The following is a 15,182-nucleotide window of genomic DNA, read 5'->3' as shown; positions in this document are numbered from 1 at the left end:
GAGGTCAAGCGTCTCTCATTCCGAGTGGCTGGCCTGCGCCGCCGACGAGGTCCGTGGCGACCGTTGCGCCGGTGCTGTTCATCGCGAGATAGGTGGCCGGCAGGAACTGTCCGGCCTCGTGGAGAGCGTCGAGGTCGACCATCCGCAGCTTCGCCAGGTCGAGCGCCTCGACGACCGTCGCGCGAAGCGACTCGATCGTCCAGGGCGAACCGGACGCGGGCGGCACCGCGACCAGGATCGCCTGGGGTGCGGTGGCGTTCGGCTGGTCGAAGTGGAACGCGAGGCCCGTCGTACGTTCCGGGCGGGGAAGTACTTCCGAGAATTCGTCGAACACCGCCCCGCACACTGGCAGGCCGACGGCCAGCGGTTTCCCGGGGATGTGCGCCACGAGGGACACCCTGGCGGTCGGCGGACCGGCCTCGGCGTCGTAGGGCAGCGCCACCCACTGGTCGCCCGCGCGTGCCGGGAACTGGGCCACCTCGAAACGTGACCGGTCCGCGCCATTGAGGATCTCGTCGCAAACCAACGCGTCCGACAGACGCTGGAACCCGGGCCGTACCCGGCTCAGGCGCTGGAACCACAGCGTGGCGGCGAGCGGGTCGCCGCCCTGGAGGTCGTTGCTGGCGGCGAAGGCGGGGTCGAACTCCCCGGTTGGCGCCGGGGTGATTAGGGGCAGCGCCAGGAACGTCGGCCCGAAGACGCCGCGCAGGGCGGTCAGCGCCCAGTCGCAGCGCTTCTGATCGGTCGCGCCGGCATCCGGCGCCGGCGTCAGTTTGCTCAGCCGCCGGCGAATGTCGGTGTCCACGGCGGACAGTTGAAGCCGCAGCTGCGCGCGGTCGTCGGGCGAGTCGCCGACCGCCGACGACGGAACCGAGCCCGGGATGCCGAAGTACCCGGCCGCGAGCAGGATCGCGCGCAACGTCTCCGCGTCGGTGCCGTCGGCGAGTGCCGTGGTGACCCGGTCGGCTACGGCGGCCAGCGCCGCCCTCGCGGCGCTCGCGCGGCCGACGAACTCGACGGTCGCCACGGACGCCTGGCCGCCCTCGGAGGCGGGCAGGGCCAGGTCGGCCGGGGTGAGCGGGCGGGCCTGGGCGATCGCTTCGCGCAGCGTACTCGCGACCTCGAAGAGCTCGGTCGGCGCGACCGCGCCGTCGCTCTCCGGCTGGTCGACCGGGCGGAGCCGGACGACGGCGTCCGCGGGCACGCCAGGTGGGCGGCTGCGCAGCGCGTGGTAGACGATCCGCTGTTCGAGCTCGGTGCGCTGGGATCCGTCGCTGATCGCCACGGCCTGTACGACGTCGAGCGCCGACAGCCGGGGGGAGATCTGGTCGAGCCGCAGTTGTCCGATCGTCGCGATCGGCGTCGCCTGCGCGCTTGCACCTGCCGCGCTCGCATTGGCGTCGAAGTAGTCGACGCGGACGCGGACCCGCTTCGGGTCGCCGAGTGCCGAGTCGGCCCAGGCGTTGATCCGCGGCTCGGCCACCGCTGCCGCTTCGAGCCCCGGCTCGAAGGCCCACAGCGGATCCTGGTCGGCCGGGTGCTCCGCCAGCAGGACCGCGAGGCGATGGGTGATGGCGAGTCCGGAGCCCGGCGACTCGACGATCTCCAGGTCCGGTGGCGGCCCGGTGGGGTGGGCGGCGGCGTTCAGCGCGGCGGTGGCCCGCTCGGGATTGCCACGCGCGGTCTGGAACACGCCCTCGGCGACGAACGCGTCACCGATCGCGTCGATCAGGTCGTCGAGCCCAGCGAGTTGGGCCTGTACCGCCTCCGCGGACTCCTGTCCCGGCCACCCGTCAGCCAGTTGGCGGTTGTCGGCGATCCAACGGCGTTGCAGCACCAGGCCGTCGACCACGTTGCGGGCGGCGATCGACTCGCTCGGGCCGACGGAGTCGGACGCCGTGTTGGATGCCGCGGCCACCGGTTGCGGGGCGAACGCGCGGAAGTCGTCGATGAATCGCGCCAGGCCGTTCTCCTGAAGAGTCCGCTCGAACCGGTAGCCGAGCAGGGCGCCGAGCGACTGGCCCTGTCGGACCCCGTTGAGGAGCGTTTGGACCAGGCGTACCCGCTCGGAGGTGAGGTCGATGCCGAACGGTTGCCGCCCCTGGTGCTCTCCGTGTGCCAGATGGCCGCCGGCCAGGATCGCCGAGGCCGTCGCGTGGGCAGGCGACGGGGCGTGCAGGTATCCGGCGCTCTCCCGTGAGGCGGCCGCGTCGGGGCGCAGGTCCTCCACGAAGCCGTACCCGGCCAGGTGGACGCCGTCGGCCTGCGAACCGGTCGCGGCGAGGCGCGCCGATGCGAAGGAACCGATCCAGGCGTCGAGCCGGTAGGAGCTGAGGTCGAGGGTCTCGCTCATCAGTCGTTCCAGCTGCGTCGCCGGCAGCCCGGCGAGCTGCCCGATCGCCGTGCGCAGCTCGCCGAGTTCGGCGAGCGCTCCGGACTCGTCGCCCCGGTGCTGGTGGGCGTCGAGGTAGTCGCCCTTGGTGACGCCACTGAAGTGACGGTCTTCGAGGAGGTCCCAGGTGATGCGTTCGCGGGCGGCGTCGAGGTCGTCCTCGATCTGGTCGATGTCGATCAGCTCGGGCTCGCTGCGCCATGGCAGGGCGGGCGCGAGTTCACCGGCGGCGAAGGCGTACTGGACGAGGAGTGCGTGGCGCAGCAGGAGGTAGAGCAGCGGGCGCGGCGTCTGCATGCCGAGTGCCTGGGCGACGTCCTCGTCGCGCAGGGCCCGCCAGGATGGCCGGGGCGTGGCGGCGAGCGCCGCGATGTAGTCCGGCGACAGGTGGTCGTCGGTGCTCGCGCCGACCGCTTCGCCGGGCAGCGGGAAGTAGTTGAGGGCGAATGTGGCGTCCTTCAGGCGGGGCGTCCAGTCGAGCCCGAGCGAGTCCAGGACGGCGCTGCTGGCGCTCTGCTGGGCCGCCCACCACTGGCCGCCTAGCTCCGCGTGCATGAACCGCCAGGCGGCGTCGATGTAGGCCGGGCCGAGGATCGTACGGCCGCGCTGGCTGACCGAGTGCGGCAGCATCGCCAAGGCGCTGAGTAGCGGGTTTTCGTCGGGATCGTCGGGACCGGTCTGCAGCGGGCGGCCCGGGCGCGGGACCGAGGCGAGGGATCGCCGCCAGATGGGGCGGAGCGTGTCGAGGAAGTCGAGCAACGGCCGCAGCGCGACGCCGGACTTGTCGGCGCTGTCGGGCGCGGGCATGACGGGCAGGATGCCGTAGGGCTGGTTGCCCACGCGCAGCACCGGCAGCGGTCCGCAGGCGCGCACGTTGTCGATGAAGTGGCGGCGGCCGGCGGTGATGGCGTCCTCGGTTAGGAACGGCGCGCTGCCGTTCGGCATCATGTGTGCGAGGAAGTAGCCCCAAGTCGTCGGCCATAGTGCCGTGTTCATGGCTCGGCGTGCGGTCTCCCCGTCCGCTCCGTCGGCGGCGTGGTCGAGACCGCCGAAGATCTCCGCCGCGCGGCGGGTGAGACCGAGGGCGCGGGCTGCCTGCGCGCCGTAGGAGTCGCTCGGCGGGGCGGCCTGGGTGCCGGGCGGCGGGACATCGGCGCGTGAGTCGAAGGCGGCGGGGCGCTTCTCGGTGTTGTTGGTCGGCGTGCCCTCGGGCAGGATGCCCAGGCCGCGGGTATAGCGGTGTGCGGTCAGGCAGTCGCCCAGCAGTTGGGCGCCGTCGGCTCCGTCGGCGTACCGCGTCCTGACGCCGACGACCGCCAGCCGGGCGAACCCCTGGCGTGCCTTCGGCGGGAGCGGTATCCGCAGCCCCATGCCGGCCTGTTCGGCCGCCGGGAACTCCAGCATCCAGCGCATGCCCTCGTCGACGACCCCCCTGTCGCCCACGCTCGCGGCGGGATCCGGACCGACGGCGAGCCGCTCGGGAACCCGCCGGCCCCAGCCCGTGGCCATTGGCTCGTCGTCGTCAGGGGCGGCGTAGGCGAAGGCGAACCAGCGGTCCGGGAGTACGGCGGTGTGCGGGGCGCGTGTCCAGGAGTGCGCGCGCTCGCCGGGGCCGTGAACGCTGGAGGCCACGCGTACGATCCACTCGGCGCGCGCGGCGCCGAACCGGGCGACGATCCGCCGCCAGTTGGCGTCGCCGGGATCGGCTGCGTACAGCGCGGCTGCCTCGGCCTCGTCGGCGGTCAGTTCCGGCTCGTGCGTGTCGACGTGGATGTCGTCGGGATACACCCGTACGAGCAGTTCCGAGGCGTCGGCGTTGAATCGCGTCTCCAGCCGCACCGGAAGCATCGCCACGGGCAGGTCGCTCACAGTCGCCGGGCCCTCCAGGGCTACGCTCGCCGTGGAGGATCCCCACTCTGTGGTGACCGTCACGGACGCGTCGCCCGCCTTGGTCAGTGCCGGGTCGTGAGGGAGCACGACGTGGATCTCCCGGGTGTTCCAGGACTCGACGGCGAGGCGGATAGGTGCGCCGCCGCTCGGGCTGATCGTCACCGACGAGCCGGGGTCGCCGGGCCCGAACGCCGTACCGGTGAGGGTGATCTCGTCCCCCGCGAAGACGCTGTGCGGGTTCACCGACGTAACGCCGGGTGCCGCCCCGATCGTCAGCCGCGCGGGGTCGCTCGCGCCCCACAGGGTCCGTACGACCAGCGACTTCTGGCCCGGGCCGCCGAGCGCGGAAGCCTCCGGAATCTCACCGCGGATCTCGCTCGGGCTCCAGGACCGGGTGGCCAGCTTCAGTTCCGTGCCGCCGGCGTCCCGCACGAACAGGCCGGACCCCGAGCCGAACGGCGTCAGTCCGAAACCCTTACCGCGTACGGTCAGCGGCGTTCCGGGCGCGCCGCGGGCCGGGTCGACCCCAGTCAGCGCTGGTCGGTCGGTCTCCAGGACGGTGAACCCGACACGGTTGGAGGTGCCGTCAGCGGTCGCGACGCTCACGTCGGCGTTGCCGCCGGAGCCGAGTGCGGCGGTCTGCGGCACGCGGACCGTGATCCGCGTCGGGTTCCAGGAGGTCACCTCGGCGGAGACCTCGGTGGCCCGGTCGACGCGCAGCCGGAACACGACGCGTGCCGGTCCGCCGGCCTTGGGGCCGAAGTCACTGCCGCCGATCTGGAGCGTGTCTCCGGCATGGCCGGTGTCGGCGCTCAGCGACGAGATGGCCGGTGCGCGCATTTACGATCCCCCTGTTAGGTTGCCGGCGGCGGTCGCCAGCGTCGGAGTGCCGCCGGTGTCGGTCAGTACGAGCCTCGGACGCTCTCCGTCGGCCTGGTCGAGTACGAAGCTCTCCGCCCCGCGGGCGATCGCGTCAGTCACCTCGGCCGCTGTCATCCGCCACGGGTTGCCGGCGGCGTCGACGCCGGCCAGTGCGTTGACGGCACCCGCGTGCCGCTCGAGCGAGGTGACGCGCAGCGCCGGGTCCTGGACGTCGGCGCCGATCATGCGCGAGGCGTACAGTGCGACCCGCACGGGGCGCTGGAACGTGATGGACGCGGTCTGCGCGCCGTCCGCGCCCCAACTGGCGGACGGCGGTGCCGGCGCGGGCGGGGGCACCGCCGCGAACAGGGGCAGCGGCCGCCCCGCGAGCCGGCCGCCAGCGGGTACGTGGGTGAGGGCGTCGTACTCGGCCGATGTGGACGCGGTCATGCCCCAGTGCAGGTCGGCCCAGGTGGCGGGCGTTCCGCCGAAGCGCGTGTCGCCGCCCTCGTCGGGTAGGGCGTCCAGGCCGAAGCGGGCGCCGGCGGGCTGCTCCTGGAGCACGAAGTACCAGCCGGGGCCGCCGTCGTTGCCGCGGGCCTCGTCGATGCCCAGGCCGAATCCGAGGTAGGTCATGTCCGGTTCGAGCCGGCCGCGGAACTCGGGGTAGAGCACGACCGGGGAGCTGTCGATGGTGTCCGCGCGCACGGCGTACACGATCGTGTGGGGGAAGCGCCGGAAGAGCTCGCCGCGTACGAGCAGCACCAGCATGCCGCGGCCGCCGACGCGGGTGGCGTTCTGGCCGAGTTGCCGGTCGGGCGGCCACTCGGCCATCGGGTCGATGTCGAAGCTCGCCTCCGAACCGGCGCCGCGTGTGCTCCAGAACTGGCGGAAGTACGTGGCGCTGTAGTCCGTCGGCAGGTCGCGCCAGCGCAGTTCCTCCGACAGCGCGTGGTTCAGGCCCGCCATGTAGGACTCGATGAAGCGCGGGTTGCCGACCAGGATGCCGACGGTGTCCGGCCGGATGTTCTCGGCGCCGGGCAGCAGCGCGCCGGGGAAGATCTCCCTCAGGGGGTCGCTCGCGGGCTGCGGGAAGCTCGGCGCCGCCGCCAGCGGTCGCAGCGGGTCCGGCGGTTGCGGACCGGGTGTCGTGGTCGGTGTCAGGCCGTCGGTCGGCATCAGCGGCAGGACCTGCTGGGCGACCGTGTGCTCCGGGGCGACCGGCCCGGCGCCGTCCTGGAGCGCGCCGGCGACCGCGTCGAGCGCCAGCGTGTCCGCCGCCGAGGACAGCGCGGACAGCGGCCTCGTCACCATCTGCCCCGGCAGCTGCGGGACCAGCTCGAAGAGCGCCTTGGACGCGTCGCGGAACCGCGTGTTGATTCCGGCCAGGCGCAGCCGTGTGCGCTTGCGCTCGGGCGGCAGGTCTCCGCCGTCCGAGCCGTCGTCGATGCGGGCCACGGAAGCGGTCGGTGCGGCCGGATACACGGGCGTGTCGCCCCCGAACACGCGTGTCCAGCCGGGCGCCTCCGGTACCTCGGTCTTCGCCCGCCGGAGTTTCGGCGCGCCGATCCGGTCGAATGCGACCGCGCCCTTGGCCGGCTTCAGCGGCACCGTGATCGTGCCGGCCGCGAGCAGCGCCGTGAGCTCGCCGATGTGTCCGGGCGTGCCGTCGGCGGAGGGGAGATGACGGCCGATCGGCCCGTTCGGGCGCACGGCACGGCGGAACGGCGCCGACACCGCGCCCTCGGGGAAGACGCTCGTACGCATACTGCCGCGCAGCGTGGTCGCACTGCCGGGGCGGTGGCTGCCGTCGTGCCGGAGGCGGACGCGGCTGTGCAGCGGCTGGGTGATGCGCAGTACCACGTCGGCGGGCAGCGGCGCGAGCCGCTTCTCCTGCACCGAGGCCGCGACCGACCGGGCGAGCTGCGCGCGCTTGAGCAGGGTGTTGGCGCGTTCGAGGTCGCCCGCCTGGTCCCAGGCGCCGGCCACCAGCTGCTCCTGCTGCTCGGCGACCACCTGGGCACCGAGACCGGCGGCGGCCCGGTGGCGCGGATCGAGGTTGAGCTGCCACAGCCAGCTGTCCGCACCTGCCGACGACGGCGGCGGTACGACGGCGTTCGACCCGTAGACGGGGGGCGTGACCAACTGGCTTTCCCCGTCTTCGTCGACCAGTTCGATCATCTGCCGCGTGTACGGCTCGCGCGCCTCGTCGGGCCACTCGGTCGGCACCGCCAGGGGTGACATGAGCGCGCCCTCGAACCCGAGTTGTGAGCCCGGCTCGCCGGCGGGCGGCACCGGCAGCCGCGACCCGGCGGTGGTCAGGTCCATCGGGCGGGTGCCGATCTCCGGTCCGAAGGCGACCGGCTCCAGTCGGCGGGCCAGCGCCTCGAAGTCGCCGTCCGGTCCGGTGGAGAACTCCCAGTGGTCGTACACCGGCAGCTCGAAGGGGCCCGAGTGACCGGCCGGCGGCGGCCAGGCGTCCTCATCGGCCGCGGTCACCTCGACGCCGAGTCCGGCCTGGCGTCCCGCCTCGTACGCCGGGACGACACAGGCGAGGTAGCTCACACCTGGCTCCAGCTTGCGCGGGCACAGGAGCCTGGAGAGTGTCTGCTCCGGGGGCACCTGGGACACGTCCGTCGTGCCGTCACCGGCGACCTGCACGTGGGCCCAGGCCCACGAGTCGGCGAGGGGTGGCAGTTCGCGGAGCACGTCCGCCGGGTCCAGCTCCAGCCAGGGGAGCGGCCGGCGGGGGTCGGCTCTGAGCCCGGCGGCGTCCTTGCGGACTACGGCGAGCACGATCCACGGCCGCAGTCTGGGCCCGCTCGCCTCGGGGCTGAACAGCCAGGGATAGTCGGGCAGGTCGAACTCGATCGCGGGGAAGTAGTTGGGCTCGAACTGGGCCGTGAGCGGTGGCGGATCCCTGCGGATGATCTGCCGGACGTCGATCCCGAGGACGTCGCCCGGCCCGTACAGGCGCAGCTTCACGTTCACGGAGTCGGCCTGGCCGTTCTTGGTGACGCCGAGGGTGACCGGCAGGACGGCGCGGCCGCCGTCGCTGCCCTGCGGCCCGGCCGGAATGCCGGCGGCCAGACCCTGGCGTGACCAGGAGAAGAACCGGTATCCGGCGGTCATGCGGACATCAACTCCTCGCGGCGCACGATCTGGGTGTCCTTTCGCTCGCGTGCCGCCTCACGGGCGGCGCTGAAGCTGCCGTCGGTGTCGGTCGCGGGCGCCGACAGGTCGGTGACGGGAGCCACCACGTACGACGGGTCGGCCACCTTCGGCTGCTCGGCGTCGACGCCGTACTTGAGCCGTCCGGTCGAACGTGTCGCGGCGTCCGCCGCGGCGCCCTGCGCGGCCTGCTGCGCGACCGTCGCGTCGTCGGGGCGGAAGGGCGCGCCCCAGGCACGTCCGCCGATGGTGATCGTCTCGAACGTGATCGGGCACGCCGTCCCGGGCCCCGTCGAGTGGGCGTCGCCCGGCTCGGTCAGGCGCGCCCCCGAGGGCATCTGCTCGAAGCCAGGTGCGGCGAGCTTCTCGGCGTCGCTGAGGCCGAGGTACTGGCCGGGGCTGAAGCTGTCGTACACGGGGACGGGATCGTGTCGTGCACCGGTCGCCGAGACGATCTCGAACCGCGTGAAGTCGGCCGGTGGCGCCGCGCCGAAGCGCGCGATCTCGCGTTGCAGGGGCACGATCCGCTGCGAGACGCGCACCGCGCCGAGCGGGTGCACGATCGCCTCGCCCGCGGCAGGCACCGGCGGCTTGAGAGTCGCCAGCCTGCCGCTGTCCGCGGGCAGTTCGGCAGCCCAGTTGCCGGCGCTCTCCAAGGCGGCCCGCAACTGCGGCCAGATGCTCTCGCGTTGGGCCGACGGCAGTTCACGGGAGTCGCCGAAGGTCGCGTCCACACCGATGGTGACCTTGACGAACAGGATCTTGAAGGTGACCTCGCCCTGGAGGTGCCACGGGTCCGGCCCGGTGAGGTGCGCCCGCAGGTCGATGCCCATCAGCGCCTTCGACCCTCGCTTGAGGACCAAATAGGCCGCGATGTCGACCTGGAACCCGAACGGCGAGAGGTTCATGAGCGCGTCGAAGCCCATCCCGCCCTCGAGCGCGAACCCGGCGGCGGCGACGCGCACTTCGAGCGCGGCGCCCACCTGCACGGTATTGGCGGTGATGGCCAGGTAGCACTCGGCCCGCAGCCGTGGGTTGTCGCTGTTCGACAGGGCGAGTGTCAGCCGACGGAGCGACGGGAAGCCGGCGGGCGGTGTGTACGACGGGTGGAATCCGCCGATGGACAGCGCGAAGTCGGGCTGCTCGCCCCAGGAGGCCCTGAGCGCCATGTCTCCCGACAATGCGAAGGGCCCGACCGTGGAGTCGACCAGCGACGCGTCGACCGAGACCTCCCGGCGCCCGAAGTCGAGCACGCCGACGGCGTCGAGCTGGAGCTTGACCACCGCGGTCTCGGGTGTCGGCAGCAGCGCGCGCAGCCGGCCGAGCACGATCAGCCGCAGCGGGGAGGGCAGTTCGAGGATCAGTGCGATCTCGGCTGTCACGAGGGTCGGCGTGCCCCACGCCAACTGGACCATCGGCCCGAACAGATGCCGGTCCCGCGCGGGCGGGAACACCGACTGCAAGGTGCTGATGATCTGCGGCGCCCGGGGTACGGGGTCGTCGCGCATGAACATGATCGAGTCAAGCGCGTGCGTGCGCACACCGGCGCGCAGGGCGTCGACGGCGACCGTGCGGTTGATCCCGAGCAGGCCTCCGATGCCGGTCAGGGTGAAGCCGAAGCCCAGCTGAACGGGCGTGAACCCGGTCGCCTGGACGAGGGCCAGCAGGGAGAAGCCGGACTCTCCGTCGGGCATGCGCGTGGTGAGCAGACCGAAGGCGTTGAGGTTGATCTGGCCGAACTGGAGGTGCAGGACGCCCGCATACTGCTCGCGTTCCTCGTCGAAGAACAAATATCCGCCGCCGGTGACCGGGCCGTCGATCGAGAGACCGGCGCCGTCCGGTGGCTTGAAGCCCAGTTCCAGGCCGACCGGGCCGAGGTTTCCCGGCGAGGGCGTGAGCTTCGTGCGCAGCCCGATGTTCTCGACGTTGGCGTGCAGCGGCCCGAGCTCCAGGCTGCCGCTGGCCCCGGCGGTGAGGCTGATCGCGCCGCTGCCGACGCCGAGGCGCAGCCGGAGCGCGTCCAGCGTGATCGGACCGAGCGTCTGGTGCACCGGGATGGTGAGGTCGAGCTGGCCCGAGCCCTCGAACGACAGGCCGTGCAGCTTGGACCACAGCAGACGCAGGTCGAACTCCGCCGAGAGACCGTCGGGAATGACCGCTTTCAGGAACCCGTCGGCGGAACCGGTGGTCACCTCGAGCCTGCACCCGATGAGACCGGCGCGCACGAAGGCGTCGGGCGGCCCCTCGGCGCCGACCCGCCCGCCCACCTGCGCGTACGCCTCCTGGAAGGAGAGCTGGGTGCCGCCGCCGGCCGAGAGCAGCTGGTGCCGGGTGCCGTCGGGATCGGCCACCTTGAGCCCGATGGCGAGGCTGCCGGTGAGATCCTCGGCATCGCCCTGGAGCAGTCCGCCGCGCAGCTGCACGCCGGTCGGCCTGACCGCGATGCCGATGCCCTGAGAGAGGTCGATGTCGGTGTCGATCACCAGACTCAGCGGGCCGAAGAGCGGGATCTCCAGTTCCGCGGACCCGCGTATGTACGGCGAGAGTTCGATGCCGACGTCGGTACCCTCGGTCGTCGTGGCGCGTAGCCGGTGCAGGGAGAGCCCCGCTTCGCCGATCACCCAGCCGTAGCTGTGTAACAGCTCGACGAGCAGTTGAGGTGTCGGCGCCGCGTCGGTCGCGGTCGGCGCGTTCCCGATCTGGGCATCGATCCTCTCGGGCAGCTCCGAGACGACTCCGCGGCCGCCGAATCCCTGGACCAGCAGGCCCAGGTTCTCCAGCAGCCGGGAGGAGTCGAACTCCGGCCTGCCCCAGCCGTACTCGGCGGCGAGCGCCGTGCCGGGGCCGGTCAGGAGGGCGCCGATCTGCTCGTAGTCGACCACCGCGCGGAAATGTTCCACCTGATAGATGGAGTGGTCGGCCTCGTGGTGCGACTGAGGGAAGATTCCCAGCAGGCGCAGCACCGACGCCGTGCGCGGCGAAGCCGTCGTGACGCCGGCCACGACGGCGAAGTCCAGCAGCCGGCGCGGCAGTTCGTGGACGATGCCGGTTTTCTCGACCCAGTCGCCCGCGGACGACAGGACGCCGGGCAGCGACTGGCTGAAGGTGGTGATCTGGGCGATGTAGTCCTGTACGGCGAGCAGCAGGTCGGCGTAGCGGCCGGCCATCAGGAGTTCGTCCTCGCGCTCCTCGTCCGTCGAAGCGGTGACGATCTTTAGCTTGGTGATGACGTCGCCCGCGTCGAGCGTGACGAGGCTCGCAAGGTCCGTGCCCGGCGGCGTCTCCCAGCCGAGCTGGTTGAGCACGGACTCGACGATCTGCGCGTCCTGCATCGCCGCGGTGGACGCGGCGATGACCTGACCGATGCTCTCGACGGTCTGCTGGAACGTGGTCCGGGTCACGATGCGGTGTCCTCCCACTGACCGTGCTTCCAGTCGAACCGGCGAAAGTGCTCTCGCACGTTCAGGGCGTCGACCTTGACGCCGGCCCATTTCAGGTATCCCTCGGCCGAGTCGGCGTCATCGGAGATCTTGGTGGCTCCCGGTTTCGGCGGATAGGCCAGGACCTTGACCGGGTGGATCGTGATCGGACTGGCCGTGAGTCCGGCGAGCTTCGCCTCGGCGCGGGTCCGCCAGAGCTTCAGCCAGTCGCCTCCTGAGGGCGGACTCTGGAGGTCCGCGTGTGTGGGGCTCGCGTAGCCGAGGTGCTCGGCCCACAGGCGCCTTCGGACGTCCCTGACGATCGTCGTCGCCGGTCCGCCGGACACCTGGTCGAACAGGCTCACGTTGACCTCGGTCTCGCGGTTCTCGTGCAGGTCACCCTCGGGCCGCAGCCCGAAGAGCCAGGTGGCGAACCAGTTCGTGTACGGATTCTGGCTGTAGTCGAGGGAGGCGCCGTCGAGGTTCGCCGATCCCACGGTGATCCAGTCGTCGTCGATGATGGCGACTTTCGAGTGGATGTAGTTGCGGCAGATCTCCGTCAGACTCTGCGCCGTGGCACCGGACTCGTGGCTCCAGGGGCAGAAGAACCCGACGCGCTGGCGCTCGTCGTCCTCGAGAGAGGAGAGCACCCGGCCGACGTGCTGCGGATGCAGCACGTCGTAACTGGGAATGTCGACCTTGTTGTTCGTCAGGAAGATCACGCACAGCTCGGTGCGCTCCTTCAGACGCCGGACGATCGCTTCGGCGATGACGTCGTTGGTGAAGTACTGGTTCTCGAAGTAGATGTACTTCTTCGCCGTCTCGATCGCGCGCAGGTACGACTCCAGGACCGTCTTCTCACCGTGCGGAGACGCGGTGTAGCGCGCGTTGCCCGCGAGGCTGCGGACGACCTGGAGAGACGTCGTACCCACGGCCGGCGGTGCCGGCGCGGGCGGCTCCTCGGGAGCGTCGGGGTCGGCCTGGTTCCAGTGCAGCGCGAACGTCTCGTTCAGCTGCCCGATCACCGGGCCGCGCAGACGCATGCTGACGTCGTGCGTCGGCACCTTGATCGCACGCGAGTCGATGCAACTGGAGAAGTCGCCGTGGCGCGCGTCGCCGATCGCATGGGTGGTGCCGTCGTAGTAGTCGGAGACGAAGGGGGAGCCGATCAGGTAGGCGATCTTGTTGTCGATCACGACGAACTTGGCGTGGATGGGAGCGGTCGCCGGAGTGCGCAACGCCCGCACTCTGACGTTGGAAACATCCTTCATCGCGCTGGTGACCTGCGACGCGGTGGTGAACGGCCAGGGGATCGAGAACGCCGTGTGCGCGGTGAGCTGGTTGCACGCCAGCCGCACCTTGACGCCCTTGTCCTGGGCGACCTTCTTCAGCGCGTCCTCGAGACGGCCGCCGGTCGTGGTGACGCCGGTGTCGGGCGTGGCATCGTCGAACGTCATGAAGACCCGTCCGACGTCCAGGAAGAACAGCATCCAGTCGATCGAGTGCTCGGCCTTGAGGACGTCGTCGTACAACGCCTTCCAGGCGGCGGCGTTGTCGATCAACGGCTCGACGGCGTTGCCGGTGACCGACTGGGTGAAGGCGCCTGTGTTGGAGACACGGCCTTTCAGATCGGCGGCGGCCACCTGGATCGGCGGCAGCACCAGCTTGGCCTTGACGTCGGGGTAGGGGCCGTGGTCGGGACCGAGCTGGCGGCCGACGGAGCTGAAGACGCGGACGACGAGGTCGTCGACACCGCCGTCGTAACCCACCGTGAACGTGCCGTCGATGGCCGTCCGCGCATAGCCGTGGAACGCCTCGCCCTGGGACGAGTACACGTCGGGCATCAGGCGCTCGCCGTGGAGTTCCTGACGGAATACCCCGACGGCGAGTGCCTCGACGCCGTTGCCCTTCGCGTCGACGATGCGGCCCTCGAGCCGCCGGTTCGGACTGCTCACCGGCTCCCACAGCCCCGCCTCGGAAACTGTCGTCCGGTCGAGGTCGAAGCCCGGCGGGTCATCGATGGAGTACTGCTGGAGCTGCGCGTCCGCGTACCACTTCTTGTGACTCCACGAGGCCGTCTGCCACATCCACGGAATCTGCTTCTTCTCATGGAGGTGCTCGACGGCCTCGTAGCCGCCGTAGACGCCGGTGTTCGCGAGGCCGAAGGTCTCCGTCACGCCGCGGAAGTACTCGTCCACCTGGCCCGGATCGCCGGCGGTGTCGAAGTCGACGGCGAAGTACACGACGGAGTTGTCGGGCGCCCCGAGCTTCCTCAGCTGCTTCTGGGCGGCCTTCGCGTCGTCCACGCCGGCCTGGTAGTCCTCGGACGCGCGACTGCCCGTCGACTCCCACACGAACCCGACGGCGATACCTAGGGCATGTAAAGCCTGCCGCTCTTGGTTGGTCAGCTGCTTCGACGGGTGACCGCTGGTGCTCGGCGAGAGGTAGCGGACCACGAACTCAGCTTTCATCGCCTTGACTTCGGCAGCAGTGTGCCGGTCGCTGTAGTCGACACCCTCACGATGCGCGGCCGGAGACGGAGCCGGATCCGCAGCGACGACTGTTTCCTGTGCGTGCGTGGTCACGTCACAGGCCCCCCGATCTGTGAAGAAATTGTGCTCTCCGGTGCATCTTGGAGTCGACTACTATTTGTCGTCAACCCAAAGTGAACGCCCCTTTGTGAATGCATATCTGACACCTGCGCACCCGCGACCCCACCCGTTTCCGAAAGCACAGGGTTATCGGCCCATGCCGCTCAAGGTTGCCGGCGGATGGGACGACGTGCACGCCGGGCCGTGCCTGACGGCCTACCCGGCGCAGGAACAGGCTCGCGGCTGGCGTTCTCCCACCCCAGGGCACACCCGCGCCCTCAAGGTGTCCGCAGGGGCGTTGACTTGCGTGGCAGCAGTGGATGCAGTGGATGCAGTGGAAGCAGAGGAGGCCGGTTACGGTTTCCAGGGCAACGCGTCGTGCGGCGATACACGCACCGGCGGCGCATCGCGAAGGCGCCCAGGTGATGCCGGCCCGGCCGGGAACGGCCCGCGAAGCGGACCGTACGCCACCGCGTAGCGGTCGCCGTCACGCTGTACGACGCGTGTCCGCTGCCGCTGTGCGCGGCTGAAGTCCATGTCCTGGCGGCCAGCCGGTCCGAGCCTGGGTCCGCGCGCCCCGCCGCGCGCGACCGCGTTGAAGGCCGCCGGGCTGGTGGGCCCTCTCCCTCCGCCTCGCCGGTCACTGCCCGGGCGTATCTGCCGTTCGCACCTCGGGTTTCCCCGGTGCGGGTTTCGAGCTCCCCGGCTCCTCGACTCGAGGCGCACACCGGCCTCGGCACTGCCCGCATTGAACCACTCCGGATTTAGACGTCGTCTCATTTGGTGAGCCTGCGGTAACAGATGAGGCTGCAGGCGATGGCGGTGAAGGCCAGGAAGTGTTCGGCCTTGCGTTCGTAG

General features: G+C 71.1%; 4 protein-coding genes. All 4 read right to left on the bottom strand.

The features are described from left to right. Window positions 1-4 precede the first annotated feature (4 nt). The 4 genes from ACIPM1_RS31775 to ACIPM1_RS31760 are packed head-to-tail and all read right to left on the bottom strand — an operon-like array spanning window position 5 to window position 14,204. The gene (locus tag ACIPM1_RS31775) at window positions 5-5,122 is read right to left on the bottom strand and encodes a hypothetical protein (RefSeq protein WP_402440542.1); all 5,118 of its coding nucleotides are present in this window, start codon (window positions 5,120-5,122) and stop codon (window positions 5-7) included. Continuing rightward, window positions 5,123-8,275 carry a hypothetical protein gene (locus ACIPM1_RS31770; RefSeq protein ID WP_402440540.1) on the bottom strand — a complete coding sequence of 1,051 codons (3,153 nt, stop codon included), beginning with the start codon at window positions 8,273-8,275 and terminating at the stop codon, window positions 5,123-5,125. After that, the gene (locus tag ACIPM1_RS31765; protein ID WP_402440538.1) at window positions 8,272-11,715 is read right to left on the bottom strand and encodes a DUF6603 domain-containing protein; all 3,444 of its coding nucleotides are present in this window, start codon (window positions 11,713-11,715) and stop codon (window positions 8,272-8,274) included. Before ACIPM1_RS31765 ends, ACIPM1_RS31770 begins: the two co-directional genes overlap by 4 nt. Then, a complete protein-coding gene (locus tag ACIPM1_RS31760; protein WP_402440536.1) occupies window positions 11,712-14,204 on the bottom strand; it encodes a glycoside hydrolase domain-containing protein in 2,493 nt (830 codons plus the stop codon). The genes ACIPM1_RS31765 and ACIPM1_RS31760 overlap by 4 nt, the downstream gene beginning before the upstream one ends. Window positions 14,205-15,182: the final 978 nt, after the last annotated feature.

Origin of the sequence: Streptomyces sp. NPDC086766 (assembly GCF_044746005.1) — a bacterium.
Classification (GTDB): domain Bacteria; phylum Actinomycetota; class Actinomycetes; order Streptomycetales; family Streptomycetaceae; genus Streptomyces.
This window is presented reverse-complemented; position numbering and strand designations above follow the sequence as displayed.

What these genes read in the sequence shown, in the direction of transcription:
- ACIPM1_RS31770 (WP_402440540.1), bottom strand. Translation starts at nt 8,275, where the DNA reads ATGACCGCCGGATACCGGTTCTTCTCCTGGTCACGCCAGGGTCTGGCC.
- ACIPM1_RS31775 (WP_402440542.1), bottom strand. Translation starts at nt 5,122, where the DNA reads ATGCGCGCACCGGCCATCTCGTCGCTGAGCGCCGACACCGGCCATGCC.
- ACIPM1_RS31760 (WP_402440536.1), bottom strand. Translation starts at nt 14,204, where the DNA reads ATGAAAGCTGAGTTCGTGGTCCGCTACCTCTCGCCGAGCACCAGCGGT.